A 25,636-nucleotide genomic window follows, 5' to 3' on the forward strand; every position below is an offset into this window, starting at 1 on the left:
CAGTTTTACATGGAGCAAATATGTCACTCAGTCGGCGTCAGTTCATTCAGGCATCGGGGATTGCACTTTGTGCAGGCGCTGTTCCCCTGAAGGCCAGCGCAGCCGGGCAACAGCAACCGCTACCCGTTCCGCCGCTGCTTGAATCTCGCCGTGGGCAACCGCTGTTTATGACTGTACAACGTGCGCACTGGTCATTTACGCCAGGAACACGCGCGTCGGTCTGGGGAATCAATGGTCGTTACCTGGGGCCGACTATCCGCGTCTGGAAGGGCGATGATGTTAAGCTGATCTACAGTAACCGCCTGACAGAAAATGTCTCAATGACGGTGTCTGGTTTACAGGTGCCTGGCCCGCTGATGGGCGGTCCGGCACGGATGATGTCGCCAAACGCTGACTGGGCACCCGTATTACCCATTCGCCAGAACGCAGCGACATTGTGGTATCACGCTAATACCCCCAATCGCACGGCTCAGCAGGTCTATAATGGCCTTGCCGGAATGTGGCTGGTGGAAGATGAAGTCAGCAAGTCGCTGCCTATCCCCAACCATTATGGAGTGGATGATTTTCCGGTCATTATCCAGGATAAACGGCTGGATAACTTTGGTACGCCAGAATACAACGAACCGGGAAGCGGCGGCTTTGTTGGAGATACGCTGCTGGTCAACGGTGTACAAAGCCCGTACGTTGAAGTCTCGCGTGGCTGGGTGCGCTTGCGTCTGTTGAACGCGTCGAACTCTCGTCGCTATCAACTACAGATGAGCGATGGTCGCCCGTTACATGTGATTTCTGGCGATCAGGGATTCTTGCCTGCTCCTGTATCGGTGAAGCAACTTTCGCTGGCACCGGGCGAGCGCCGCGAGATTCTGGTGGATATGAGCAACGGTGATGAAGTGTCGATCACCTGTGGTGAAGCGGCGAGCATTGTTGATCGTATTCGTGGCTTCTTTGAGCCATCCAGCATTCTGGTTTCTACGCTGGTGCTAACGCTGCGCCCAACCGGTCTTCTGCCGCTGGTCACAGACAGTCTTCCGATGCGCTTGCTGCCAACTGAGATCATGGCCGGTTCGCCGATTCGCAGTCGCGATATCAGTCTGGGTGATGACCCGGGTATTAATGGGCAGCTGTGGGACGTCAACCGTATTGATGTCACCGCGCAGCAAGGAACGTGGGAACGCTGGACGGTACGCGCGGACGAGCCGCAAGCGTTCCATATTGAAGGCGTGATGTTCCAGATCCGTAACGTGAATGGCGCGATGCCATTCCCGGAAGACAGAGGCTGGAAAGATACCGTTTGGGTTGACGGACAAGTGGAGCTGCTTGTTTATTTCGGTCAGCCTTCCTGGGCGCACTTCCCGTTCTACTTCAACAGTCAGACGCTGGAAATGGCGGACCGTGGCTCGATAGGGCAACTGTTGGTCAATCCGGTACCGTAATGGACCAATTCAATGCCCCACAGAGTGGTGGGGCGATACAAGGATGAATCATGGATGGCATGGGATGGATGATTATTTTGGTACTTCCCTTTCTTTGGATGGGCTATGGACTGGCGTTGTTAATCATAACGGGGTGCGCTTTTGAATCTAAGAGGATTCGTCGCGTTCTGCTATGGGGTGTTGCGCCCCAGTTTATTATTCTTTGTATTACGACCTTATTGCTTTATTGGATTAACTCTCGGTTAATTTATGTTTTTGTCTTTTTTCAGCCAGTTTTATGCATCACTACGGCAATTTTTTTGTTTGCTGGTAAAAAAACACAATATTCCAGATTGCTGTTTACTCTGTCTCATGTGATTTTTCTTGCTGGAGTTTTATATCAGGGGCATAGGGAAAATCTGCAACACATAATTAATAGCGACTGGAAGGAATATAAAATAACGCGTTTATTTGAGCAAGTGCAGGACAATGGAGCGCATGCGCTGAATAACGATGTAACTTGTTCAGAATTAATGCAACTACTCACCCTGGCAGCGGAACGTGATGACGTCAAAGAAGAGACGTTACGTACTCTTATTGCAAAGAGAGTATCGCCATTTCTGACAATGTCAGATAACTGTACGGGTGAGGATTCAGTAGAGATTTATTCTGTAGATACTACACCTTTTATGGCGGCTATTCAGAATCATAATATACATTCTGTTCGTTTTTTTAGTCAATTGCTTATGGGAAACTCACCAAAAGCAAAAAATAATCGTGACATTGTGCGCCGGGCAAACCCTTTGATCGAAGTGTATAAATATAGTCATGGTTCAAAAAAACAACGTAACTCAGGGTTAGAAATAAGTAAGCAATTAATGGCTATTATGCCAGAACTATTAACAGATGCCGTCTGGCGTGCCGTGCTCAATGTATATGATGCCGATGCAGCACGATGGTTCTGGCGTAAGCAACCACCAGAAAATCGGTTGTATCGCTTAAAGGCTATGGCATTAATACCACAAACAGATGCGCTGTTGGCAGAGATTCGACATACTCCAGAGGTACTGAATATCTCGTCTGAGGGGGACCTGAATGAAGAGGAGTTTCTCCATTTCTTAATTTATGGAGGAGATACCGCTGTAATACATGCACTGGTTGAAAAAGGAATAGTTAACTGGCAGCACCTTATGAACATTGAGGGGTTTGATAAGGACCCCTTAATATGGTCTATTTCAAAACTGGGAGAAAACGACAATGACCGGGAGGTTTTGGCATTAATTATTCATGATATTAATGCGCAAAACGCACTGCCGGAGGAACGCATTGCCAAATATTTAACGTGGACGGGAGCAATGGGCGAGATTTTTTTAAAGGCGGGCGTACATTGTGATAAGTTATATGCGGCAATTGAGTCCGACAAAAAGCGAAATAATGGCATGTATAGTCAAAACGCCAGGGAAGAAGTGGATCGCGTATGTACGCCCACAAAATAGGAGCAGTTTGGGGCGGTTAAGGGATAAAAAATAAATGCCTTTCGCTATCTGTCAGGGCGAATCTCACCATTTGCTATACCTTCCATTGGCGATGAACAGTATTCTACCCGCACTTTTTTTACGATTGCGTTGAAGCATTACAACGCCCGCGCCATCCGCGCGTTTAGCCGCTTTCTGCAAGGAAATTCCTCAAAAGCGCAGGAATATCGCGCGATTGTTCATCAAAAAAATCCACTGCAGCAGATGTACCGGGGAATAAGTTTGCCAATTCGTTTTAGTGAAGAAGAGATCGCCCGCCACATTGTTGCCGCTCGCGAGATAAGCCTCACCTTGCTGCCCCTGATGCCAGAATTATTAAACGAAGAGGCGTATGCAAATGTCATTGATGCTAATGACAGCGCAACGCTGAAGGCTTTTTGGCAGATCCAGCTGCCGCCCACGCCGGTTTTACGCCTGGAAGCGATGTCGGTAATTCCCATGACAGCGGCACTGGTTCAACAGGTGAGGGAGTCACCAAAGCGGCTTGAACTGGAAGATAAAAGTGGCAGGACAGTACTAACTTACATCGTGCGCTTTGGGAATATTGCCGCAGTACAGGCACTGATTGACGCTAATCTGATCGACTGGCAACGGCTCCGCCAATCGACAGGAAGGTCAACACCATTATTACTGGCGATCTGGCGACAAAAATACGACGATGATTATGTAATCTTCCCATTGATTTTAAAGGACATGCTGGCAAAAAATGCGCCACCCTCAGCAGAGGAAATAATGAACTGCATTAAGGATGGTATGACCGCAGATGATTTTTTATCTGCCGGAATGAGCAACACGCAATTCTGTTCTGCGATTGAACAAAGCCTCCAGGCGAAAACGTCAGTATTACCGGCGAATCGATTACGCCATCTGCAATCCTCGCGGTGTGCAAAGCTGTAACCAACCGGAAGTTAAGTCATCCGCTGAAAACATCGCATTAACTTTTCGATTTCTCTTTCGTTCCGGCTTATAATCCCCGGCCTTTGATTATTTTTTTATCATTTCTGGAAGCAAAATGAGCTCTATCTCCCTGATCCAACCGGATCGCGACCTGTTCTCCTGGCCGCAGTACTGGGCCGCCTGTTTTGGACCGGCACCGTTTTTGCCGATGTCTCGTGAAGAGATGGATCAACTTGGCTGGGATAGCTGCGACATCATTTTGGTTACTGGCGACGCGTATGTCGATCATCCAAGCTTCGGGATGGCGATTTGCGGTCGTATGCTTGAAGCGCAGGGCTTTCGCGTCGGGATCATCGCCCAGCCAGACTGGAGCAGCAAAGACGATTTCATGCGTCTGGGTAAACCGAATCTGTTTTTCGGTGTTACTGCTGGCAACATGGACTCGATGATCAACCGCTATACTGCCGATCGCCGTTTACGTCATGACGATGCCTACACGCCGGATAACGTCGCGGGTAAGCGACCGGATCGCGCCACACTGGTTTATACCCAGCGTTGTAAAGAGGCGTGGAAAGATGTACCGGTGATCCTCGGCGGTATTGAGGCAAGTCTGCGCCGTACCGCGCATTATGATTACTGGTCCGATACCGTGCGCCGTTCGGTGCTGGTGGATTCCAAAGCCGACATGCTGATGTTCGGTAACGGTGAGCGTCCGCTGGTGGAAGTGGCGCATCGTCTGGCGATGGGTGAGCCGATTAGTGAAATCCGCGATGTGCGTAATACCGCGATTATCGTAAAAGAGGCGTTGCCAGGCTGGAGCGGTGTGGATTCCACCCGTCTTGATACTCCTGGGAAAATCGACCCGATCCCGCATCCGTATGGTGAAGATTTGCCGTGCGCGGATAACAAACCGGTGGCCCCGAAAAAGCAGGAAGCGAAAGCCGTAACCGTGCAGCCACCGCGCCCGAAACCGTGGGAAAAAACTTACGTATTGCTGCCTTCTTTCGAGAAAGTGAAGGGCGATAAAGTGCTGTACGCTCATGCTTCGCGTATTCTGCACCATGAAACCAACCCAGGCTGCGCGCGTGCGCTGATGCAAAAACATGGCGACCGCTATGTATGGATCAACCCGCCTGCCATCCCGCTTTCTACCGAAGAGATGGACAGCGTCTTTGCGCTGCCGTACAAGCGCGTGCCGCATCCGGCTTACGGTAATGCCCGAATTCCGGCTTACGAAATGATCCGTTTCTCGGTCAACATTATGCGTGGCTGCTTTGGCGGCTGCTCTTTCTGTTCTATTACCGAGCACGAAGGGCGCATTATTCAGAGCCGTTCCGAAGATTCGATTATTAATGAGATCGAAGCGATCCGCGACACTGTTCCAGGTTTTACGGGCGTGATTTCCGATCTCGGTGGGCCAACTGCCAACATGTATATGTTGCGCTGCAAATCGCCGCGCGCCGAGCAGACTTGCCGCCGTTTATCGTGCGTTTACCCGGATATTTGTCCTCATATGGACACTAACCACGAACCGACGATCAACCTCTATCGCCGTGCGCGTGATCTGAAAGGCATTAAAAAAATCCTCATCGCCTCAGGCGTACGTTATGACATCGCCGTGGAAGATCCGCGCTATATCAAAGAGTTGGCGACCCATCACGTCGGCGGTTATCTGAAGATTGCTCCGGAACATACCGAAGAAGGGCCGTTGTCGAAGATGATGAAGCCGGGCATGGGCAGCTATGACCGCTTTAAAGAGCTGTTCGATACTTACTCGAAACAGGCAGGTAAAGAGCAGTATCTGATCCCCTATTTCATCTCCGCGCACCCGGGTACGCGTGATGAAGATATGGTGAATCTGGCGCTGTGGCTGAAAAAGCATCGTTTCCGTCTCGACCAGGTACAGAACTTCTACCCATCGCCGCTGGCTAACTCGACCACCATGTATTACACCGGGAAAAACCCGCTGGCGAAGATTGGTTATAAGAGTGAAGACGTCTTCGTACCGAAGGGCGACAAACAGCGTCGTTTGCATAAAGCGTTGTTGCGTTACCACGATCCGGCAAACTGGCCGTTAATCCGCCAGGCGCTGGAAGCGATGGGTAAAAAGCATCTGATTGGCAGCCGTCGCGATTGCTTAGTGCCTGCGCCAACCATTGAAGAGATGCGCGAAGCCCGCCGTCAGAACCGCAATACCCGTCCGGCGTTGACTAAACATACGCCGATGGCGACCCAGCGTCAGACACCTGCAACGGCAAAAAAAGCGTCGTCTACGCCATCTCGCCCGGTGAATGCTGGTGCAAAGAAACGGCCTAAAGCGGCGGTTGGTCGTTAAGTGAAATGTGCCCGGCAGCAATGATACTGCCGGGAAATTTATAACCTTGGTTTATAAGGACTGTTACGAACGTCTAAGCGGTAATGCGCTCTTGCTGTTTCGTCTTTAACTTGCTGAATTTCCGGACGCAGGGCGTCAATATCCTGTTGCAGTTGATTAATTTTGTTATTCAATGCCTGAATATCATGTTCCAGGTGTTCAATTTTGGCATTGCTGGTACAGCCAGCAAGACACAGCGCCAGCGGAATGGATAAGATAAGTTTGTTCATTATGAATTCCAGAACCGTCATTCCGCATACATACGTAAGCAGCGCAGGCAATCGAAATAGTCCTGGGCGTCAAGGCGCGTATTGGCTCTGTTAGCGTCGGATTTGGCAGCATAGATTTGTGGGCGTAATGCTTTCATATCCTGCTCAAGCCGGGCGATTTTGGCATTTAATGTTTGCACATTGCTCGCCAGCTGATTGACCTTTTGCTCATTGACGCAGCCACTGAGCAAGCAGGTTGCCAGAACAACAGCTCCCACGGTGAAAATCGTTTTCATATAGTGTTCCCTTTTATTTATTGTTCCGGCTAATTGTTATTTAATTCAGCTCATTGCTTTAATCTGGCGGCGGTTTTTGCCTCAATTTGCTTAAGTAGGCTGCCGCTGTTCGGGCGGATAAAATCAGCGATTTCCCACTTACCTTCGCGCCGCTGTAAAATCAATTCTTGCTCTTCGTTGTTGCCATTGGTCAGCGTAAAACGAACATGAATGCGGGCGGAATCGGCGGTTTTCTCCAGGACACGAATTTCATCAACACGTGAAAATAGCGACTCTTCGCCAAAACAGATCGGATTGTCGTAAATAAATTGCCGTTCTATTTGCATATCCTCATCGGGATTGTTGGCAGTCTTGAAGGTGGTTTTATAGAAGGCATTGACCGCCTGGCGGTAAGAGTCGGAAACCACCCACGTCCACGGCCAGCTATAATCAGCAATATGTTCAAAGAGTTCGGCAACAAAGGCTTCCGGCTGTTCTTTTTGCAACGAAGCTATAGCGGCCAGCGTTTTTTCATTCTCGCTATTAACTGCTTGTAAGACGCTGCCATGATTGCTGACAATATCGTCAATGACCCAACGACCATTTTCCGCCACCATTTTCAGTGTCTGCGTGGTCTTTTCTTTATCGTCTTTAAAGATACGAAAGCGCACAACGACATCGGCATGATCGGCGTCAGGTTGGGTTATCGCTACGCTTTCTAACACCAGATCGCCAAAATCCTGACAATCACAAACCGGATCATAATCCAGCCAGCCAATATTGCCCGGCAGCGTAAGATTGTCGTTCAGGGTAAGCGCCTGTTGAATACGCGCAGAAGTTATCGCTCGCTCTCCGGTTTCACCAAAATAAGGCGTACTGGCATCTGATTTATAGTTCTGATAAATCTGCCGGACTGTTTGTTCTACGGTCTGTGAGGGAGGCTGTGCGTGTACGGTAAAACTTGCTAGGGCTGCTAAAAACAGAAGTATTATTTTCATCTGTTTTTCACCTCTCCGTTGCGTTTATCCCGGGTGTAGATGGATTGTTCCTTTAAGAGCTTCCGGCTCTGCATGATGATGTCCTTATATTTGGCATTCCTGAACAAGGAAGAGTAACAATGGGCGTGACGCGAGGGGAATAAATGATTTCTGAAAAGTCCGGTAGCGGAACATTACCGCCACCGGAAGAATTTGCGCGTTAGCCGCCGAACTGGTCGGGATCGGGGCCGAGGCGTTTGCCCTGGTCGAGTTTGGCAATTTCACCTAGCTCGTCTTTGTCGAGACGGAAATCCCAGACATCAAAGTTTTCGGCAATACGTGAAGGTGTGACCGATTTCGGGATCACCACCAGGCCGTTATCCAGATGCCAGCGGATAACAATCTGCGCCGGGGTTTTGCCGTATTTATCTGCCAGATCGCGAATGACTTTCTGATCGAAAACGCCTTTCCCACCTTGCGCTAATGGGCTCCAGGATTCGGTCTGGATTTTGTGTGTCGCGTTCCAGGCGTGAAGCTGGCGTTGCTGCATCAGCGGGTGGAGTTCAATCTGGTTTATCACCGGCGTCACGCCAGTTTCATCAATCAGGCGTTGCAGGTGGTGGATCTGGAAGTCGCACACGCCGATGCTTTTGATTAAGCCCTCTTTTTGCAATTCGATCATGCCCTTCCATGCTTCGACATAATGGTCGATAGCAGGAACGGGCCAGTGCATTAAGTAAAGGTCGACATAATCAAGCTGGAGTTTTTTCAGGCTGTCGAGCAGGGCTTCGCGGGGGCGCTTGTGGTCGTCGTTCCAAAGTTTAGTGGTGATGAACAGTTCTTCTCTGTTAACTGAGGCATTTTTCAGGGCTTTGCCGACACCTTCTTCGTTCTTATAGGCCGCGGCGGTATCAATCGAGCGATAACCCACGTCTAACGCTTTTTGAATGGCAGTGATTACTTCCTCATTACTTGCTTGCCAGACGCCCAGTCCCAACTGGGGCATGACATTGCCATCCTGTAGCTTAATAACGGTTGGATTAGCCATACGTTCCTCCTTTATATGAACTCACCGGAGCAGGCTCCGGTGAGGTGTTGTGAACTTAAGTCTGGACGAAATGCCCGAAAACGAAAGTTTGAGGCGTAAAAAGCTTAGCGGGCGGCTTCGTATATGCGGCGGCTGACATCCAGCGTAATGTCATGATTTTCGCCCAGTTGGGTCATACCGTGCTCTTCCAGTTTTTTCAACAAAGCCGGGATGGAGCTGCCGTCCAGACCGTAGTCGGAGAGGTGGGTCGGCACGCCTAATTGCTCAAAGAAATTGCGGGTTGCGGCAATCGCGGCGTCAATACGCTCATCGTCAGAACCTTCTGTGATGTTCCAGACGCGTTCAGCATATTGCAGCAGTTTAGTGCGTTTAGTGTCGCGTTTCTCATTCCACAGTGCAGGCAGGACGATAGCCAGCGTTTGCGCGTGATCCAGACCGTGCATCGCAGTCAGTTCGTGGCCCAGCATATGCGTTGCCCAATCCTGGGGTACACCTGCGCCAATTAAACCGTTCAGCGCCTGAGTCGCCGCCCACATAACGTTGGCGCGTACATCGTAGTTTTCTGGCTCTTTCAGGGCTTTCGGACCATCTTCGATCAGCGTCAGCAAAATGCCTTCTGCGAAACGGTCCTGAATTTTGGCATCAACTGGTTTGGTAACATACTGTTCCACGGTGTGCACAAAGGCATCCACTACACCGTTAGCCACCTGACGCGGCGGCAGAGTGTAGGTATAAACCGGATCGAGCACGGCAAATACCGGCTGAACATGGGCAGAATGGAACGCCTGCTTGTCGCCTGTAGTTTTACGGGAGATGACCGCACCTGCGTTGGATTCTGAACCGGTCGCTGGCAGCGTCAGCACACAGCCCATCGGGATAGCGCTTTTAATCTCTTTACCGCCCGTTTGCAGAATGTGCCACGGATCGATATTTTCTGGATAGTTAGCCGCCGCAGCGATAAATTTGGTGCCGTCCAGTACAGAACCGCCGCCAACCGCCAGCAGGAAGGTTACTTTCTGTTCGCGAACCAGTTTCACGGCGTTCATCAGCGTTTCATAAGCCGGGTTTGGCTCAATACCGCCAAATTCCAGCACGTCCATGCCTTTCAGGGCATCCAGAACTTGATCGAGAACGCCGGTTTTTTTCACGCTGCCGCCGCCGTAGGTAATCAATACGCGAGCATCGTGAGGAATTTGTTCGCGTAAACCAGCGATTGCGCCTTTACCAAAAAGAATGCGGGTTGGGGTGTGCAGATTAAAGTTGTTCATTACTTGCTCCCTTTGCTGGGTCAATATGAGGGCAGAGATCGGTCTGCCTGATGTTTTTCATTGTGGTCGCCAGCGCCGTACCTCTCAATGCTCATTTCTGCCAATGTCTTGCCTATTTCTCCAGAGTTCTGGAGAAATGCTACAAAATTGCGCACAATCAAATTGCCGCATTATTCCTAAGAAATTACGCGATATGAAACGTGAAGAGATTTGCCGCTTGCTGGCGGGTAAAGTTAATAAACTGAAAAATAAAGAAAATAGTTTGTCAGAGCTATTGCCCGATGTGCGTTTGTTGTATGGCGAGACGCCTTTCGCACGTACGCCGGTGATGTACGAGCCCGGCATCATAATTCTCTTTTCTGGGCATAAAATCGGTTATATCAATGAACGCGTGTTTCGTTATGATGCCAATGAATATCTGCTGCTGACGGTGCCATTGCCGTTTGAGTGCGAAACTTATGCCACGTCAGAGGTACCGCTGGCAGGGTTGCGTCTCAATGTCGATGTTTTGCAGTTACAAGAGCTGTTGATGGACATTGGCGAAGATGAGCATTTTCGGCCGTCGATGGCAGCTAGCGGGATTAACTCTGCCACGTTATCAGAAGAGATTTTATGTGCGGCGGAGCGGTTACTCGACGTGATGGAGCGACCGCTGGATGCGCGTATTCTCGGCAAACAGATTATCCGCGAAATTCTGTACTACGTGCTGACCGGACCTTGCGGTGGCGCGTTACTGGCGCTGGTCAGCCGTCAGACCCACTTCAGCCTGATTAGTCGTGTGCTGAAACGAATTGAGAATAAATACACCGAAAACCTGAGCGTCGAGCAACTGGCGGCAGAAGCCAACATGAGCGTATCGGCGTTCCACCATAATTTTAAGTCTGTCACCAGCACCTCGCCGTTGCAGTATTTGAAGAATTACCGTCTGCATAAGGCGCGGATGATGATTATCCACGACGGCATGAAGGCCAGTGCAGCAGCGATGCGCGTCGGCTACGAAAGCGCGTCGCAATTTAGCCGTGAGTTTAAACGTTACTTTGGTGTGACACCGGGGGAGGATGCGGCAAGAATGCGGGCGATGCAGGGGAGTTAAATGCGTTCCCGGTACCGCAACCGGGAACGGGGGAAATTGTCAGGCGTTACAGTATTTCTTTTTAATCACCACAAACAGCGTGCCTAACAAGCCTGCAGTTAACAAGGCAATCGGCAGGATCATCAGGAATGTCATTACCTGATCTTCATGCCGTTTAACGAACGGAATCATGCTTAAGGCATAGCCGAAACTGGTTACCACGCTGACCCACAGCAATCCGCTTAACCAGTTGAAAAACTGGAAGCGGCGGTTTGGCAGACCGGAAATTCCCGCCATGGTTGGCAGCAACGTACGGACAAATGCAAGAAAACGTCCAGCCAGCAGCGCCAGCAGACCGTGGCGGTCAAACATGCAGGTGGCGCGCTGGTGATATTTAGCGGGAAGCTGTGCCAGCCAGCCTTTCACCGTTTTGGTATTCCCTAACCAGCGCCCCTGAATATAACTTAACCAGCAGCCCAGACTTGCTGCGGCGGTCAGAATCGCAATCGTAGGCAGAAAATCCATAACCCCCTGGGCAATCAATGCGCCAGCCAATATCAACAAGCTGTCGCCTGGCAAAAATGAGGCGGGCAGCAGGCCGTTTTCTAAAAACAGCGTGGCAAACATGACAAAGTAAACAACGCTAACAATATGAGGATCCGCCAGCGCGGCAAAGTCGTGTTGCCAGAGCGCAGCGATGATATCTTGAATAACAGCCATGGACTTTCCTGTGGAACAGCGTTTAAGCCTTTATCTGCCTATTGTACTCCTGAATCACCCGGGACGCCTTGATCCCGGACGCAACAATTTAAGACTTTTCACAATTAAATGTCTGCAAATTTGTCCAAACTGGCAACATTACACAATTCGCGCAAAACCGGCGTCCAGATCGGCAATCAAATCATCGACATCCTCCAGACCAATATGCAGGCGAATCAAGGTCCCGCTAAAATCGATCTCGCCTTGCGGGCGAATGGCGGCGATATGTTCTGGTTGATTTGCCAGGATCAACGATTCATACCCGCCCCACGAGTAGGCCATGCTGAATAAACTGAAGTTATCCAGATAGTTCGCCAGCTCTTCATCATTGAGTTTTTTCTTAAGCACAAAGGAAAATAGCCCGCTGCTACCTGTAAAGTCTCGTTGCCAGAATTCGTGACCTTTACTGCCAGGCAGAGCAGGGTGGTTAACTCGCGCTACTTGCGGATGTTCCGCCAGCCATTCAGCTACTTTCAGGCTACTTTCGTGATGTTGACGCAGGCGAACACCCAAAGTGCGCAGGCCACGACTGGTTATATAGGCGGTATCGGCATCGACCATCTGCCCCATCAGATAGGCATTCTCCCGTAGCTGCTCCCAGCAACGGGCATTGCATACGGCAGTACCAATCATCGCATCTGAATGCCCAACCAGATATTTGGTAGCGGCCTGAATGGAAACATCAATGCCAAAATCCAGCGCCTTAAACAGCACGCCGGCCGCCCAGGTGTTATCGATCATAATGATGGCATCTGGCACTACACTGCGCACGGCGGCAACAATCGCCGGAACGTCGTGGACTTCCATGGTGATGGAGCCCGGCGATTCCAGAAATACAATTTTAGTGTTTGGCTGCACATGTTTAACAATATTCGCGCCAATCAGCGGATCAAACCACGATGTCGTTACGCCCAGTTTGCTGAGGATTTTGCTACAGAAATCCTGACTCGGTTCATAGGCGGTGTTGGTCATCAACACATGATCGCCCTGTTCGACAAAAGCAAGAATGGAATTAGCAACCGCTGCTGCTCCGCAGGGGAACAGCACGCAGCCTGCGCCACCTTCCAGTTCGCACATCGCTTCTTGTAAGGAGAAATGGGTTAACGTTCCACGCCGTCCATAAAACAACTCGCCATTGGCACGATTGCGCGTCGCGTGTTTTTTGGCTTCTACACTGTCAAAGACCAGCGAAGACGCGCGCTGAATCACGCTATTTACTGCGCCGAGGGTATATTTTTTGTTGCGTCCTACATTCACCAGTTGAGTATCAAGCTTTTTGTCCGCCATGTCGGGATTCCTGTTTTTATACGTCTGGATGTCTAAACTAGCATGAATGTTGCCGCGCGCATCCTGAAGAATTGGCATAAAGCAGAAAATTTTCGCAAATGGCGTGCTGGTGACTTTTTTACTGCGTAAACGCAAGGAAAAGAAAACAAAGGTACGGCAGTATGCAAATAGTAATGAGAACGACTATCAATTCGACGTCGTTTTGATATTATTATGCGCAGATTTTGTGATTTGCGTCCTGGAGATACACAGTGGGTAATAATTTAATGCAGACGGACCTTTCCGTCTGGGGTATGTATCAGCACGCCGATATTGTCGTTAAGTGCGTGATGATTGGGCTTATTTTGGCGTCCGTAGTCACCTGGGCAATCTTCTTCAGTAAGAGCGTTGAGTTCTTCAATCAGAAGCGTCGCCTGAAACGCGAACAGCAACTGCTGGCCCAAGCGCGTTCCTTGAACCAGGCCAACGATATCGCCGCTGATTTTGGTAGCAAAAGCTTAAGCCTGCATTTGCTCAATGAAGCGCAGGATGAGCTGGAACTGTCAGAAGGCAGCGACGATAACGAAGGTATTAAAGAACGTACCAGCTTCCGTCTGGAGCGTCGGGTCGCCGCCGTGGGGCGTCAAATGGGCCGCGGTAACGGCTACCTTGCAACCATCGGCGCGATTTCGCCGTTTGTGGGCCTCTTTGGTACGGTCTGGGGCATCATGAACAGCTTTATCGGTATTGCGCAAACGCAGACCACTAATCTGGCTGTCGTTGCGCCGGGTATCGCAGAAGCTCTGTTAGCAACGGCAATCGGCCTCGTGGCAGCGATTCCGGCGGTCGTTATCTATAACGTATTTGCACGTCAGATTGGCGGCTTTAAAGCGATGCTGGGTGATGTCGCAGCGCAGGTATTATTGCTGCAAAGTCGTGACCTGGATCTGGAAGCCAGCGCCGCTGCGCATCCGGTTCGTGTCGCCCAAAAATTACGCGCAGGATAATGTCCGATGGCAATGCATCTTAACGAAAACCTCGACGATAACGGCGAAATGCATGATATCAACGTGACGCCGTTTATCGACGTGATGTTGGTTCTGCTGATTATCTTTATGGTGGCAGCGCCGTTAGCGACGGTAGATGTGAAGGTGAACTTGCCTGCTTCTACCAGCACGCCGCAGCCTCGTCCGGAAAAACCGGTTTATCTGTCGGTGAAGGCGGACAACTCGATGTTTATCGGTAACGATCCGGTCACCGATGAAACAATGGTTACAGCGCTGAATGCGTTAACCGAAGGTAAGAAAGATACCACTATCTTCTTCCGTGCGGATAAAACTGTCGATTACGAGACGTTGATGAAGGTAATGGACACGCTGCATCAGGCGGGTTACCTGAAGATAGGTCTGGTTGGCGAAGAAACTGCCAAAGCGAAATAAAGACAATTGCCTGATGCGCTACGCTTATCAGGCCTACAAAATATATTGCAACATATTGAATTTGCATGACATGTAGGCCGGATAAGGCGTTTAGACCGCATCCGGCAAGAGTTAAATGCATAATGATGCCCGGTTGCTTTTCGCAACCGGGCATTTTTTTAGCCTAAATGTTCGCCGCCGCACACGCCGTGTACTTCTGCGGTGACATAGCTCGACTCCTGACTCGCCAGATAAACATACACTGGGGCCAGCTCCGCCGGTTGCCCTGCACGTTTCATTGGTGTTTGCTGACCAAACTGCGGGATCTTATCCTGCGTTTGTCCGCCGGAAATTTGCAGTGCTGTCCAGATAGGGCCTGGTGCGACAATGTTCACTCGAATGCCTTTTTCTGCGACCTGTTTTGCCAGGCCACGGCTGTAGTTCAGAATCGCCGCCTTCGTAGCCGCATAGTCCAGCAAATGTGGGCTTGGCTGGTACGCCTGGATTGACGAAGTGGAGATGATACTGGCACCTTTCGGTAGCAGGGGGATCGCTTCCTGGGTTAGCCAGAACAGTGCGAAAACGTTAATGGCAAAGGTCTTTTGAAACTGTTCGCTGGTGAGGTCTGCAATATCAGGAATGGCAACCTGTTTCCCGGCGACCAGCGCCATAATATCCAGCCCGCCTAACGCCTTGTGCGCTTCGTGAACCAGCGAACGGGCGAATTTCTCATCGCTTAAATCGCCAGGCAGCAGGACGGCTTTGCGTCCGCATTCTTCAATGATCTTTTTCACATCCTGAGCGTCTTCTTCTTCCACCGGAAGATAACTGATCGCTACGTCAGCGCCTTCACGCGCGTAAGCGATGGCGGCAGCACGACCGATTCCGGAATCGCCCCCTGTCACCAGTGCTTTACGATCTTTCAGGCGACCGCTACCAACATAGGTTTTCTCGCCGCAATCCGGCACCGGTGTCATTTTCGCCTGGATGCCTGGCGTCGGTTGTTTCTGTTTGGGATATTCACCAGTGTAATACTGCGTGGTCGGGTCTTTTAAATGAGACATTGTTTTTCTCCCTTCAGGTTCAACGTCCTTTAAGGGTAGACGCTCTCGATGCGTTGATAAGGGAACCAGGAAGATCCCTAAACCTCGGATTTATGCGACAAAGGTTTAACGGATATGTTGATTTGCTGTTGCGCGCTGTTTACTCAATTGCGATATACTGTTGCCCGTTTTAACTACACGACAGGAATGTATGGAACGTTTTCTTGAAAATGCAATGTATGCTTCTCGCTGGCTGCTTGCCCCCGTGTACTTTGGCCTTTCGCTGGCGTTAGTTGCTCTGGCGCTGAAGTTCTTCCAGGAGATTATTCACGTACTGCCGAATATCTTCTCGATGGCGGAATCAGATTTGATCCTCGTGTTGCTGTCGCTGGTGGATATGACGCTGGTTGGCGGTTTGCTGGTGATGGTGATGTTTTCCGGTTATGAGAATTTCGTCTCGCAGCTGGATATCTCCGAGAACAAAGAGAAGCTGAACTGGCTGGGGAAAATGGACGCAACGTCGCTGAAAAACAAAGTAGCAGCGTCGATTGTGGCAATTTCTTCCATTCACTTACTGCGCGTCTTTATGGATGCGAAAAATGTCCCTGATAACAAACTGATGTGGTACGTCATTATCCATCTGACGTTTGTGCTCTCTGCATTTGTGATGGGCTATCTTGACCGACTGACTCGTCATAATCACTGATCTGATTCGGGCGCGGTTCTCGCGCCCGTTATTAACAGGTCATTTATCGGAAGACGCCTGCCACAGATTCAGCTCGCCATCGGCGATATGCTGATCAATCTGCGCCAGCTCCTCGGTGCTAAATGTCAGATTATTCAGCGCCTGCACGTTCTCCTCAAGTTGCTCCGCGCGGCTGGCACCAATCAATACCGACGTCACTCGCTCATCTTTCAGCAACCAGCTTAACGCCATTTGCGCCATTGATTGTCCACGCTGCTGTGCCATTTCATTCAATAACCGCAGGCTGTTGAGGTTGGCTTCGGTGAGCATTTTCGGCGTCAGGCCACGAACTTTATTCCCTTCACGATGCATACGTGAATTTTCAGGAATACCGTTGAGATATTTGCCGGTCAGCAATCCCTGAGCCAGAGGAGTAAAGGCAATGCAGCCCACGCCGTTATTTTCCAGGGTATCCAGCAGGCCACTTTTATCTACCCAGCGGTTAAGTAAATTGTATGAAGGTTGATGAATTAACAGCGGAATTTTCCACTCACGCAGTAATTCGACCATTTTTTGCGTCCGCTCTGGCGAGTAAGAGGAGATCCCGACATAAAGCGCTTTACCGCTTTGTACCGCATGAGCCAGCGCAGAGGCGGTTTCTTCCATCGGCGTATTTTCATCGACGCGATGAGAGTAAAAGATATCGACATACTCCAGCCCCATCCGCTTCAGGCTTTGGTCGAGGCTGGCGAGCAGGTATTTACGTGAGCCGCCAGAGCCGTACGGGCCGGGCCACATATCGTATCCGGCTTTGGTAGAGATAATCAGTTCATCGCGATAAGCGGCAAAATCCTCCCGCAGCAGGCGACCAAAGTTCTCTTCTGCGCTTCCGGGAGGCGGCCCGTAATTGTTGGCTAAATCAAAGTGCGTAATGCCCAAATCAAACGCTTTGCGCAGGATCGCACGCTGTGATTCCAGTGCGTTAACGTGACCGAAATTGTGCCATAAACCGAGCGATAACGCGGGCAGGCGTAAACCGCTTTTTCCGCAATAGCGGTATTGCATCTGCCCGTAACGTTCGGGATTCGCTAACCAGACCATGACCTCTCCTTTCCACCATTCAATTTCGAAACAATGTTTCCAGTTTAGCGATTTACCAGGGGGGATCCCGTAGCATCGCTCACAGTGTGACGAAAAATTGGGCAAAAACACGTGCTTATGCTTTGCTTAAAAAAACACCAATTGAGGAGTGCAATGATGCCGCGTCTGACCGCTAAAGATTTCCCACAAGAGTTGCTGGATTACTACGACTATTACGCTCACGGGAAAATTTCGAAACGTGAGTTCCTCAACCTTGCGGCGAAGTATGCGGTGGGCGGGATGACGGCATTAGCGTTGTTTGATTTGCTCAAGCCAAATTATGCGCTGGCGACTCAGGTAGAGTTTACCGACCCGGAAATTGTTGCTGAGTACATCACGTATTCTTCGCCAAATGGTCACGGCGAGGTACGGGGTTATCTGGTGAAGCCCGCAAAGATGAGCGGCAAAACGCCAGCCGTGGTGGTGGTGCATGAGAATCGTGGACTGAATCCGTATATCGAAGATGTGGCACGGCGAGTAGCGAAGGCGGGGTATATCGCCCTGGCACCTGACGGCTTAAGTTCCGTTGGAGGTTATCCGGGTAATGATGATAAAGGTCGTGAGCTGCAACAGCAGGTTGATCCAACCAAACTGATGAATGATTTCTTTGCCGCAATTGAGTTTATGCAACGCTATCCGCAAGCGACAGGCAAAGTGGGTATTACCGGATTTTGCTATGGCGGTGGTGTATCGAACGCGGCGGCTGTCGCGTATCCGGAACTGGCCTGCGCGGTGCCGTTTTATGGTCGTCAGGCACCCACTGCCGATGTGGCGAAGATTGAAGCGCCTTTACTGCTCCACTACGCGGAACTGGATACCCGAATCAACGAGGGCTGGCCCGCTTACGAGGCGGCGTTGAAAGCCAATAATAAGGTCTATGAGGCGTATATCTATCCGGGGGTTAATCACGGATTCCATAATGATTCCACGCCCCGTTATGACAAATCTGCCGCCGATCTTGCCTGGCAAAGGACGCTGAAATGGTTCGATAAATATCTCTCCTGATAGGTTTATCTCTTACGGGATTACGTCTTAAACAAGCATGAAAAAATAGCGTGCGCAAAAGTCGTTCTTTGCCTAAAATATCGCTATATATGACAATATATAGCGAATGAGGTGAACGATGAATAACCATTTTGGTAAAGGCTTAATGGCGGGATTAAAAGCAACGCATGCCGACAGTGCGGTTAATGTGACAAAATACTGTGCCGATTATAAACGCGGTTTTGTATTAGGCTACTCACACCGGATGTACGAAAAGACCGGAGATCGCCAGCTTAGCGCCTGGGAAGCGGGGATTCTGACGCGCCGCTATGGACTGGATAAAGAGATGGTAATGGATTTCTTTCGTGAGAATAATTCCTGTTCTACGTTGCGCTTTTTTATGGCCGGTTATCGCCTCGAAAATTGATCAAACATACGTATTATCTTGCTTTAATTAATTACACTAATGCTTATTCCCTTCGTTTTAGTGCCCCGCCGCAGTATCATGATATCGATAACCATAATAAATGTGTGGTAAATGGCGCATCGATCGCATTATTGATTTTGCGATTGAGGCAAAATATATGCCAGGTCTTCGCAACGGAATAACTATAAATGACTGGAGATAACACCCTCATCCATTCTCACGGCATTAACCGTCGTGATTTCATGAAGCTTTGTGCAGCATTAGCCGCCACCATGGGGTTAAGTAGCAAAGCCGCTGCAGAAATGGCCGAATCGGTTACTAACCCGCAGCGTCCGCCAGTTATCTGGATTGGCGCGCAGGAGTGCACCGGTTGTACGGAATCTCTGCTTCGTGCAACGCATCCAACGGTAGAAAACCTCGTGCTGGAGACTATCTCTCTCGAGTATCACGAAGTGCTTTCCGCCGCCTTCGGTCATCAGGTCGAAGAGAACAAACATAACGCTCTCGAGAAGTACAAAGGGCAGTATGTGTTAGTGGTGGATGGTTCCATCCCATTAAAAGATAATGGTATTTATTGCATGGTTGCCGGTGAGCCGATTGTGGATCACATCCGCAAAGCGGCGGAAGGCGCAGCAGCCATTATCGCTATCGGTTCCTGCTCTGCGTGGGGCGGTGTTGCCGCAGCTGGAGTTAACCCAACTGGCGCAGTCAGCCTGCAAGAAGTTCTACCGGGCAAAACCGTTATCAATATTCCGGGCTGCCCACCGAACCCGCACAACTTCCTCGCGACCGTTGCGCACATCATCACTTACGGCAAACCGCCGAAACTGGATGACAAAAACCGTCCGACTTTCGCCTATGGCCGTCTGATTCACGAACACTGCGAACGCCGCCCGCACTTCGATGCTGGTCGTTTTGCCAAAGAGTTCGGTGATGAAGGCCACCGCGAAGGCTGGTGCCTGTACCACCTCGGCTGTAAAGGGCCAGAAACTTACGGCAACTGCTCAACGCTGCAATTCTGCGATGTTGGCGGTGTGTGGCCGGTAGCGATTGGTCACCCGTGCTATGGCTGTAACGAAGAAGGTATCGGCTTCCATAAAGGCATCCATCAGCTTGCCAACGTCGAAAACCAGACTCCACGTTCACAGAAACCGGACGTTAACGCTAAAGAAGGCGGCAACGTCTCGGCAGGCGCTATTGGTTTGCTCGGCGGTGTGGTTGGGCTGGTTGCCGGTGTCAGCGTGATGGCGGTGCGTGAACTGGGTCGTCAGCAAAAGAAAGATAACGCTGACTCACGGGGAGAATAACCGTGAACAGACGTAATTTTATTAAAGCAGCCTCCTGCGGGGCATTGCTGACGGGCGCGTTGCCGTCTGTCAGTCATGCGGCTGCTGAAAACCGCCCGCCAATTCCGGGATCGCTGGGGATGTTGTACGACTCGACGCTGTGCGTAGGCTGCCAGGCTTGCGTCACTAAGTGTCAGGATATCAACTTCCCTGAACGTAACCCACAAGGGGAACAGACCTGGTCGAATAACGACAAACTGTCGCCGTACACCAATAACATTATCCAGGTGTGGACCAGCGGCACGGGAGTCAACAAAGACCAGGAAGAGAACGGCTATGCGTACATTAAGAAACAGTGTATGCACTGCGTCGATCCGAACTGTGTCTCAGTGTGCCCGGTTTCTGCGCTGAAAAAAGATCCGAAAACCGGCATTGTCCATTACGACAAAGATGTGTGCACCGGCTGCCGTTACTGCATGGTTGCCTGTCCGTACAACGTGCCGAAGTACGACTACAACAACCCGTTTGGTGCGCTGCATAAGTGTGAGCTTTGCAACCAGAAAGGTGTGGAACGTCTTGATAAAGGCGGTCTGCCTGGCTGCGTAGAAGTGTGCCCGGCGGGCGCGGTGATTTTTGGTACGCGTGAAGAGCTGATGGCGGAGGCGAAAAAACGTCTGGCGCTGAAGCCTGGCAGCGAATACCACTATCCACGTCAGACGCTGAAATCTGGCGACACTTACCTGCACACAGTGCCGAAATATTATCCGCATCTGTACGGCGAGAAAGAGGGCGGCGGTACTCAGGTTCTGGTACTGACGGGTGTGCCTTATGAAAATCTCGACCTGCCGAAACTGGACGATCTTTCTACTGGTGCGCGTTCCGAACATGTTCAACACACCCTGTATAAAGGCATGATGCTACCACTGGCTGTGCTGGCGGGCTTAACCGTGCTGGTTCGTCGCAACACCAAAAACGACCATCACGACGGAGGAGACGATCATGAGTCATGATCCACAACCGCTGGGCGGCAAAATCATCAGTAAACCGGTCATGATTTTTGGACCGTTAATCGTCATCTGTATGCTCCTGATTGTGAAGCGTCTGGTGTTCGGTCTGGGCTCTGTCTCTGACCTGAACGGCGGCTTCCCGTGGGGCGTGTGGATCGCGTTTGACCTGCTGATCGGCACCGGCTTTGCCTGTGGCGGCTGGGCGCTGGCGTGGGCGGTATACGTCTTTAATCGTGGGCAATACCATCCGCTGGTGCGTCCGGCACTGTTGGCAAGTCTGTTTGGTTACTCACTGGGTGGCTTGTCGATCACTATCGACGTGGGGCGCTACTGGAACCTGCCGTACTTCTACATTCCGGGTCACTTCAACGTGAACTCGGTACTGTTCGAGACGGCGGTCTGTATGACTATCTACATCGGCGTGATGGCACTCGAGTTTGCTCCGGCACTGTTTGAACGTCTGGGCTGGAAAGTATCGCTACAGCGTCTGAACAAGGTGATGTTCTTCATCATCGCGCTCGGCGCGCTGCTGCCAACTATGCACCAGTCTTCAATGGGGTCGCTGATGATCTCGGCGGGCTACAAGGTGCATCCGCTGTGGCAAAGCTATGAAATGTTGCCGCTGTTCTCGCTGTTGACGGCGTTCATCATGGGCTTCTCGATTGTCATCTTTGAAGGTTCGCTGGTGCAGGCGGGTCTGCGTGGCAACGGTCCGGATGAAAAGAGCCTGTTCGTCAAACTGACCAACACCATCAGTGTGTTGCTGGCGATTTTCATCGTGTTGCGCTTTGGCGAGCTGATCTATCGCGACAAGCTGTCGTTAGCGTTTGCCGGTGACTTCTACTCCGTGATGTTCTGGATTGAAGTCCTGCTGATGCTCTTCCCGCTGGTTGTTCTGCGTGTGGCGAAGCTGCGTAATGATTCCCGCATGCTGTTCCTGTCAGCACTGAGCGCACTGTTAGGTTGTGCAACCTGGCGTCTGACCTATTCGCTGGTGGCATTCAACCCGGGCGGCGGTTACGCCTACTTCCCGACCTGGGAAGAACTGTTGATTTCTATTGGTTTTGTGGCTATTGAGATTTGCGCTTACATCGTACTCATTCGTCTACTGCCGATACTTCCTCCTTTAAAACAAAACGATCATAATCGTCATGAGGCGAGCAAAGCATGAGCCAGAGAATTACTATTGATCCGGTAACCCGTATTGAAGGGCATTTACGCATAGATTGCGAAATCGAAAATGGCGTCGTTTCGAAAGCATGGGCTTCCGGTACCATGTGGCGCGGCATGGAAGAGATCGTGAAAAACCGCGATCCGCGCGATGCATGGATGATTGTGCAACGTATCTGTGGCGTATGTACTACCACTCACGCGCTGTCTTCTGTCCGTGCGGCAGAGAGTGCGCTGAATATCGACGTTCCGGTTAACGCGCAATACATCCGTAACATCATTCTGGCTGCGCACACCACGCATGACCATATCGTTCATTTCTATCAGCTTTCGGCGCTGGACTGGGTGGACATCACTTCGGCACTGCAAGCTGATCCAACCAAAGCCTCCGAAATGCTGAAAGGCGTTTCGACCTGGCATCTGAACAGCCCGGAAGAGTTCACCAAAGTTCAGAACAAGATCAAAGATCTGGTTGCCAGCGGTCAGTTGGGTATTTTCGCCAATGGCTACTGGGGTCACCCGGCAATGAAACTGCCGCCAGAAGTTAACCTGATTGCGGTAGCGCACTACCTGCAAGCGCTGGAGTGCCAGCGTGACGCTAACCGCGTCGTGGCGCTGCTGGGCGGTAAAACGCCGCACATTCAGAACCTGGCGGTAGGTGGTGTCGCGAACCCGATCAACCTCGACGGTCTGGGTGTGCTGAACCTTGAGCGCCTGATGTACATCAAGTCTTTCATCGACAAACTGAGCGACTTTGTTGAGCAGGTTTACAAGGTTGATACCGCGGTTATCGCCGCGTTCTACCCGGAATGGCTGACGCGCGGCAAAGGTGCGGTGAACTACCTGAGCGTGCCGGAATTTCCGACCGACAGCAAAAATGGTAGCTTCCTGTTCCCGGGCGGCTACATTGAGAATGCGGATCTGTCCTCGTATCGTCCGATCACTTCTCATTCCGATGAATATCTGATCAAAGGGATTCAGGAAAGTGCGAAGCACTCCTGGTATAAAGACGAAGCGCCGCAGGCACCGTGGGAAGGTACCACCATTCCGGCTTACGACGGTTGGTCTGACGACGGTAAATATTCCTGGGTGAAATCACCGACTTTCTACGGCAAAACGGTAGAAGTGGGTCCGCTGGCTAACATGCTGGTGAAACTGGCGGCAGGTCGCGAATCTACCCAAAACAAACTGAATGAAATCGTTGCGATTTATCAGAAACTGACAGGCAACACGCTGGAAGTGGCGCAGCTGCACTCCACGCTGGGCCGTATTATTGGTCGTACCGTTCACTGCTGCGAATTGCAGGATATCCTGCAAAATCAATACAGTGCACTGATTACCAATATCGGCAAAGGCGATCACACCACCTTTGTGAAGCCGAACATTCCGGCTACAGGTGAGTTCAAAGGCGTTGGCTTCCTTGAAGCACCGCGCGGTATGCTCTCTCACTGGATGGTGATCAAAGACGGTATTATCAGTAACTACCAGGCAGTTGTTCCATCAACCTGGAACTCTGGCCCGCGTAACTTCAATGACGACGTTGGTCCTTACGAACAGTCGCTGGTGGGCACGCCGGTTGCTGATCCGAATAAACCGCTGGAAGTCGTGCGAACCATTCACTCCTTTGACCCGTGCATGGCCTGTGCGGTACACGTAGTGGATGCCGACGGCAACGAAGTGGTTTCAGTGAAGGTACTGTAATGCGTATTTTAGTCTTAGGGGTTGGCAATATTTTGCTGACCGATGAAGCCATCGGTGTGCGGATTGTCGAAGCATTAGAGCAACGATACATTCTGCCGGATTATGTTGAGATCCTCGATGGCGGCACGGCGGGAATGGAGCTGCTTGGCGACATGGCAAATCGCGATCATCTGATTATCGCCGATGCCATTGTGTCGAAAAAGAACGCGCCGGGAACGATGATGATCCTGCGGGATGAAGAAGTTCCGGCGTTGTTTACCAACAAAATCTCTCCGCATCAGCTTGGCCTGGCCGACGTATTGTCGGCCCTGCGCTTCACCGGTGAGTTTCCGAAAAAGCTGACCCTGGTCGGCGTGATCCCGGAATCGCTGGAGCCGCACATCGGCTTGACGCCGACGGTCGAAGCGATGATTGAACCTGCGCTTGAGCAGGTTCTGGTTGCGCTGCGCGAATCAGGCGTGGAAGCCATCCCACGGGAGGCGACTCATGAATGAAGAGATAGCAGGTTTTCAGACCTCCCCGAAGGCGCAAGTACAGGCAGCGTTTGAAGAAATTGCCCGGCGTTCGATGCACGATCTCTCTTTTCTGCATCCTTCAATGCCAGTGTATGTTTCTGACTTTACGCTGTTCGAAGGTCAGTGGACGGGGTGTGTAATCACCCCGTGGATGCTGAGTGCAGTTATCTTCCCCGGCCCGGATCAACTCTGGCCACTGCGCAAAGTCAGTGAAAAAATTGGTCTGCAACTGCCGTATGGCACCATGACCTTTACTGTTGGTGAACTGGACGGTGTTTCGCAATACCTCTCCTGCTCGCTGATGTCGCCGCTTTCGCATAGCATGTCGATTGAAGAGGGCCAACGGCTGACGGATGACTGCGCGCGGATGATCCTTTCGCTGCCGGTCACCAATCCGGATGTACCACACGCAGGGCGTCGCGCCCTGCTGTTTGGCCGCAGGAGTGGCGAAAATGCATGAGTTGTCGCTTTGCCAGAGCGCCGTTGAAATTATCCAACGGCAGGCGGAGCAGCACGATGTTAAGCGCGTCACCGCCGTGTGGCTGGAAATTGGCGCGCTATCCTGCGTTGAGGAGAGCGCCGTCCGTTTTAGTTTTGAAATTGTCTGCCACGGAACGGTGGCGCAAGGGTGCGATTTACATATCGTCTATAAACCCGCCCAGGCCTGGTGCTGGGATTGTAGCCAGGTGGTGGAGATTCATCAGCACGATGCGCAGTGTCCGATCTGTCACGGCGAGCGGTTGCGTGTCGATACCGGCGATTCGCTGATCGTCAAAAGTATTGAAGTTGAATAACCGGAGTTAACAATGTGTATTGGCGTTCCAGGCCAGGTGCTGGCTGTCGGTGAAGATATTCACCAGCTTGCGCAGGTAGAAGTATGTGGTATCAAGCGCGACGTGAATATCGCCCTGATTTGTGAAGGTAACCCTGCCGATTTGCTGGGCCAGTGGGTACTGGTACACGTCGGATTTGCCATGAGCATCATCGACGAAGATGAAGCCAAAGCCACATTAGACGCGCTGCGCCAAATGGATTACGACATTACCAGCGCGTGATGATTAGCTTTCGTAGATACTGTTATGGCCTGCAAGTTTTTTTCTACCCCGGTTTCCCAGATTGCAGGCATGCCAGACACAGCGCCGTCAGGCGCTGTTTTTTTCATCCCTTC

At 51.1% G+C, this 25,636-nt stretch carries 27 protein-coding genes; 18 read left to right on the forward strand and 9 right to left on the reverse strand.

The window, feature by feature from the left end:
* Positions 1-20: 20 nt before the first annotated feature.
* The 4 genes from ftsP to FQ015_RS09825 all read left to right on the forward strand — a co-directional run bounded on the left by ftsP (position 21) and on the right by FQ015_RS09825 (position 6,179).
* Complete coding sequence (ftsP, locus tag FQ015_RS09810; protein ID WP_000059405.1) at positions 21-1,433, forward strand: cell division protein FtsP; 1,413 nt, start codon at positions 21-23, stop codon at positions 1,431-1,433.
* A 50-nt stretch (positions 1,434-1,483) separates the two neighbouring features.
* Positions 1,484-2,908, forward strand: a complete 1,425-nt coding sequence (locus FQ015_RS09815; protein WP_160523997.1) for a hypothetical protein — start codon at positions 1,484-1,486, stop codon at positions 2,906-2,908.
* Positions 2,909-3,169: 261 nt separating this feature from the next.
* On the forward strand, positions 3,170-3,844 hold the full coding sequence (locus tag FQ015_RS09820) for an ankyrin repeat domain-containing protein (protein ID WP_227456947.1): 675 nt from the start codon (positions 3,170-3,172) through the stop codon (positions 3,842-3,844).
* Between the two features lie 115 nt (positions 3,845-3,959).
* A complete protein-coding gene (locus FQ015_RS09825) occupies positions 3,960-6,179 on the forward strand; it encodes a YgiQ family radical SAM protein (RefSeq protein ID WP_000095184.1) in 2,220 nt (739 codons plus the stop codon).
* A gap of 38 nt (positions 6,180-6,217) precedes the next feature.
* Here the strand turns inward: FQ015_RS09825 and FQ015_RS09830 are convergent, their stop codons facing one another.
* The 5 genes from FQ015_RS09830 to yqhD all read right to left on the reverse strand — a co-directional run bounded on the left by FQ015_RS09830 (position 6,218) and on the right by yqhD (position 9,995).
* Complete coding sequence (locus FQ015_RS09830; RefSeq protein WP_001037461.1) at positions 6,218-6,448, reverse strand: LPP leucine zipper domain-containing protein; 231 nt, start codon at positions 6,446-6,448, stop codon at positions 6,218-6,220.
* A gap of 17 nt (positions 6,449-6,465) precedes the next feature.
* Positions 6,466-6,723 carry a lipoprotein YqhH gene (gene yqhH / locus FQ015_RS09835; RefSeq protein WP_000848523.1) on the reverse strand — a complete coding sequence of 86 codons (258 nt, stop codon included), beginning with the start codon at positions 6,721-6,723 and terminating at the stop codon, positions 6,466-6,468.
* A 50-nt stretch (positions 6,724-6,773) separates the two neighbouring features.
* Complete coding sequence (locus tag FQ015_RS09840) at positions 6,774-7,700, reverse strand: YbjP/YqhG family protein (protein WP_160523998.1); 927 nt, start codon at positions 7,698-7,700, stop codon at positions 6,774-6,776.
* 199 nt (positions 7,701-7,899) lie between these two features.
* Positions 7,900-8,727: a 2,5-didehydrogluconate reductase DkgA gene (gene dkgA / locus FQ015_RS09845; protein ID WP_160523999.1), complete on the reverse strand. Its 828-nt coding sequence runs from the start codon at positions 8,725-8,727 to the stop codon at positions 7,900-7,902.
* Positions 8,728-8,831: 104 nt separating this feature from the next.
* Positions 8,832-9,995, reverse strand: a complete 1,164-nt coding sequence (gene yqhD / locus FQ015_RS09850; protein WP_095501209.1) for an alcohol dehydrogenase — start codon at positions 9,993-9,995, stop codon at positions 8,832-8,834.
* A 193-nt stretch (positions 9,996-10,188) separates the two neighbouring features.
* On the opposite strand from yqhD, the gene yqhC reads away from it, so the two are divergent.
* Positions 10,189-11,088 (forward strand): DNA-binding transcriptional regulator YqhC, encoded by a 900-nt coding sequence (gene yqhC, locus FQ015_RS09855; RefSeq protein ID WP_001332907.1) that lies wholly within the window; start codon positions 10,189-10,191, stop codon positions 11,086-11,088.
* Between the two features lie 39 nt (positions 11,089-11,127).
* Here the strand turns inward: yqhC and yghB are convergent, their stop codons facing one another.
* Together yghB and metC are read right to left on the reverse strand one after the other, a co-directional pair.
* Positions 11,128-11,787, reverse strand: a complete 660-nt coding sequence (gene yghB / locus FQ015_RS09860; RefSeq protein WP_000268419.1) for a DedA family general envelope maintenance protein YghB — start codon at positions 11,785-11,787, stop codon at positions 11,128-11,130.
* Positions 11,788-11,925: 138 nt separating this feature from the next.
* On the reverse strand, positions 11,926-13,113 hold the full coding sequence (gene metC / locus FQ015_RS09865) for a cystathionine beta-lyase (protein WP_160524000.1): 1,188 nt from the start codon (positions 13,111-13,113) through the stop codon (positions 11,926-11,928).
* A gap of 251 nt (positions 13,114-13,364) precedes the next feature.
* Here metC and exbB point away from each other — a divergent pair, with 251 nt between their 5' ends.
* Together exbB and exbD are read left to right on the forward strand one after the other, a co-directional pair.
* Entirely contained in the window at positions 13,365-14,099 is a 735-nt protein-coding gene (exbB, locus tag FQ015_RS09870) for a tol-pal system-associated acyl-CoA thioesterase (RefSeq protein ID WP_000527851.1), read from the forward strand.
* 6 nt (positions 14,100-14,105) lie between these two features.
* Positions 14,106-14,531, forward strand: coding sequence for a TonB system transport protein ExbD (gene exbD / locus FQ015_RS09875; protein WP_001240714.1), 426 nt, complete (start codon positions 14,106-14,108; stop codon positions 14,529-14,531).
* 158 nt (positions 14,532-14,689) lie between these two features.
* Here the strand turns inward: exbD and yghA are convergent, their stop codons facing one another.
* Entirely contained in the window at positions 14,690-15,574 is an 885-nt protein-coding gene (gene yghA / locus FQ015_RS09880; protein ID WP_160524001.1) for an NADP(+)-dependent aldehyde reductase, read from the reverse strand.
* Between the two features lie 190 nt (positions 15,575-15,764).
* Between yghA and FQ015_RS09885 the strand changes: the two genes are divergently transcribed.
* On the forward strand, positions 15,765-16,259 hold the full coding sequence (locus FQ015_RS09885) for a TIGR00645 family protein (RefSeq protein WP_000439331.1): 495 nt from the start codon (positions 15,765-15,767) through the stop codon (positions 16,257-16,259).
* Positions 16,260-16,298: 39 nt separating this feature from the next.
* Here the strand turns inward: FQ015_RS09885 and gpr are convergent, their stop codons facing one another.
* Positions 16,299-17,339, reverse strand: a complete 1,041-nt coding sequence (gene gpr / locus FQ015_RS09890) for an L-glyceraldehyde 3-phosphate reductase (RefSeq protein ID WP_032185134.1) — start codon at positions 17,337-17,339, stop codon at positions 16,299-16,301.
* A 156-nt stretch (positions 17,340-17,495) separates the two neighbouring features.
* Between gpr and yghX the strand changes: the two genes are divergently transcribed.
* From yghX to hybG, 10 genes are all read left to right on the forward strand, one after another.
* A complete protein-coding gene (gene yghX / locus FQ015_RS09895; protein WP_001360974.1) occupies positions 17,496-18,383 on the forward strand; it encodes a YghX family hydrolase in 888 nt (295 codons plus the stop codon).
* A gap of 118 nt (positions 18,384-18,501) precedes the next feature.
* Positions 18,502-18,789, forward strand: coding sequence for a DUF2623 family protein YghW (gene yghW, locus FQ015_RS09900; protein ID WP_001059139.1), 288 nt, complete (start codon positions 18,502-18,504; stop codon positions 18,787-18,789).
* 188 nt (positions 18,790-18,977) lie between these two features.
* Positions 18,978-20,096, forward strand: coding sequence for a hydrogenase 2 small subunit (gene hybO / locus FQ015_RS09905; RefSeq protein WP_000145410.1), 1,119 nt, complete (start codon positions 18,978-18,980; stop codon positions 20,094-20,096).
* Positions 20,097-20,098: 2 nt separating this feature from the next.
* Positions 20,099-21,085 carry a hydrogenase 2 operon protein HybA gene (gene hybA / locus FQ015_RS09910; protein WP_001081868.1) on the forward strand — a complete coding sequence of 329 codons (987 nt, stop codon included), beginning with the start codon at positions 20,099-20,101 and terminating at the stop codon, positions 21,083-21,085.
* On the forward strand, positions 21,075-22,253 hold the full coding sequence (gene hybB, locus FQ015_RS09915) for a Ni/Fe-hydrogenase cytochrome b subunit (RefSeq protein ID WP_000017703.1): 1,179 nt from the start codon (positions 21,075-21,077) through the stop codon (positions 22,251-22,253). The genes hybA and hybB overlap by 11 nt, the downstream gene beginning before the upstream one ends.
* Entirely contained in the window at positions 22,250-23,953 is a 1,704-nt protein-coding gene (gene hybC / locus FQ015_RS09920) for a hydrogenase 2 large subunit (RefSeq protein ID WP_000083065.1), read from the forward strand. Before hybB ends, hybC begins: the two co-directional genes overlap by 4 nt.
* Positions 23,953-24,447, forward strand: coding sequence for a HyaD/HybD family hydrogenase maturation endopeptidase (locus FQ015_RS09925; RefSeq protein ID WP_001221942.1), 495 nt, complete (start codon positions 23,953-23,955; stop codon positions 24,445-24,447). Before hybC ends, FQ015_RS09925 begins: the two co-directional genes overlap by 1 nt.
* Complete coding sequence (hybE, locus tag FQ015_RS09930) at positions 24,440-24,928, forward strand: hydrogenase-2 assembly chaperone (RefSeq protein ID WP_001001337.1); 489 nt, start codon at positions 24,440-24,442, stop codon at positions 24,926-24,928. Before FQ015_RS09925 ends, hybE begins: the two co-directional genes overlap by 8 nt.
* Positions 24,921-25,262 carry a hydrogenase maturation nickel metallochaperone HypA gene (hypA, locus tag FQ015_RS09935; RefSeq protein ID WP_000544952.1) on the forward strand — a complete coding sequence of 114 codons (342 nt, stop codon included), beginning with the start codon at positions 24,921-24,923 and terminating at the stop codon, positions 25,260-25,262. Before hybE ends, hypA begins: the two co-directional genes overlap by 8 nt.
* Before the next feature lie 12 nt (positions 25,263-25,274).
* The gene (gene hybG, locus FQ015_RS09940; protein ID WP_000334896.1) at positions 25,275-25,523 is read left to right on the forward strand and encodes a hydrogenase maturation factor HybG; all 249 of its coding nucleotides are present in this window, start codon (positions 25,275-25,277) and stop codon (positions 25,521-25,523) included.
* Positions 25,524-25,636: the final 113 nt, after the last annotated feature.

This window comes from Escherichia sp. HH26CH, assembly GCF_009820205.1.
Taxonomy (GTDB): Bacteria; Pseudomonadota; Gammaproteobacteria; order Enterobacterales; family Enterobacteriaceae; genus Escherichia; species Escherichia coli_F.

Excerpts from the sequence above, each read along its gene's own strand:
- gpr (WP_032185134.1), bottom strand. The coding sequence starts at position 17,339 with ATGGTCTGGTTAGCGAATCCCGAACGTTACGGGCAGATGCAATACCGC.
- yghW (WP_001059139.1), top strand. The coding sequence starts at position 18,502 with ATGAATAACCATTTTGGTAAAGGCTTAATGGCGGGATTAAAAGCAACG.
- FQ015_RS09885 (WP_000439331.1), top strand. The coding sequence starts at position 15,765 with ATGGAACGTTTTCTTGAAAATGCAATGTATGCTTCTCGCTGGCTGCTT.
- yqhD (WP_095501209.1), bottom strand. The coding sequence starts at position 9,995 with ATGAACAACTTTAATCTGCACACCCCAACCCGCATTCTTTTTGGTAAA.
- metC (WP_160524000.1), bottom strand. The coding sequence starts at position 13,113 with ATGGCGGACAAAAAGCTTGATACTCAACTGGTGAATGTAGGACGCAAC.
- yqhH (WP_000848523.1), bottom strand. The coding sequence starts at position 6,723 with ATGAAAACGATTTTCACCGTGGGAGCTGTTGTTCTGGCAACCTGCTTG.
- FQ015_RS09815 (WP_160523997.1), top strand. The coding sequence starts at position 1,484 with ATGGATGGCATGGGATGGATGATTATTTTGGTACTTCCCTTTCTTTGG.
- hybG (WP_000334896.1), top strand. The coding sequence starts at position 25,275 with ATGTGTATTGGCGTTCCAGGCCAGGTGCTGGCTGTCGGTGAAGATATT.
- yghB (WP_000268419.1), bottom strand. The coding sequence starts at position 11,787 with ATGGCTGTTATTCAAGATATCATCGCTGCGCTCTGGCAACACGACTTT.
- hybO (WP_000145410.1), top strand. The coding sequence starts at position 18,978 with ATGACTGGAGATAACACCCTCATCCATTCTCACGGCATTAACCGTCGT.
- hybB (WP_000017703.1), top strand. The coding sequence starts at position 21,075 with ATGAGTCATGATCCACAACCGCTGGGCGGCAAAATCATCAGTAAACCG.
- yqhC (WP_001332907.1), top strand. The coding sequence starts at position 10,189 with ATGAAACGTGAAGAGATTTGCCGCTTGCTGGCGGGTAAAGTTAATAAA.
- exbD (WP_001240714.1), top strand. The coding sequence starts at position 14,106 with ATGGCAATGCATCTTAACGAAAACCTCGACGATAACGGCGAAATGCAT.
- FQ015_RS09830 (WP_001037461.1), bottom strand. The coding sequence starts at position 6,448 with ATGAACAAACTTATCTTATCCATTCCGCTGGCGCTGTGTCTTGCTGGC.
- FQ015_RS09840 (WP_160523998.1), bottom strand. The coding sequence starts at position 7,700 with ATGAAAATAATACTTCTGTTTTTAGCAGCCCTAGCAAGTTTTACCGTA.
- FQ015_RS09825 (WP_000095184.1), top strand. The coding sequence starts at position 3,960 with ATGAGCTCTATCTCCCTGATCCAACCGGATCGCGACCTGTTCTCCTGG.
- hybE (WP_001001337.1), top strand. The coding sequence starts at position 24,440 with ATGAATGAAGAGATAGCAGGTTTTCAGACCTCCCCGAAGGCGCAAGTA.
- dkgA (WP_160523999.1), bottom strand. The coding sequence starts at position 8,727 with ATGGCTAATCCAACCGTTATTAAGCTACAGGATGGCAATGTCATGCCC.
- hypA (WP_000544952.1), top strand. The coding sequence starts at position 24,921 with ATGCATGAGTTGTCGCTTTGCCAGAGCGCCGTTGAAATTATCCAACGG.
- yghA (WP_160524001.1), bottom strand. The coding sequence starts at position 15,574 with ATGTCTCATTTAAAAGACCCGACCACGCAGTATTACACTGGTGAATAT.
- hybC (WP_000083065.1), top strand. The coding sequence starts at position 22,250 with ATGAGCCAGAGAATTACTATTGATCCGGTAACCCGTATTGAAGGGCAT.
- ftsP (WP_000059405.1), top strand. The coding sequence starts at position 21 with ATGTCACTCAGTCGGCGTCAGTTCATTCAGGCATCGGGGATTGCACTT.
- FQ015_RS09925 (WP_001221942.1), top strand. The coding sequence starts at position 23,953 with ATGCGTATTTTAGTCTTAGGGGTTGGCAATATTTTGCTGACCGATGAA.
- yghX (WP_001360974.1), top strand. The coding sequence starts at position 17,496 with ATGCCGCGTCTGACCGCTAAAGATTTCCCACAAGAGTTGCTGGATTAC.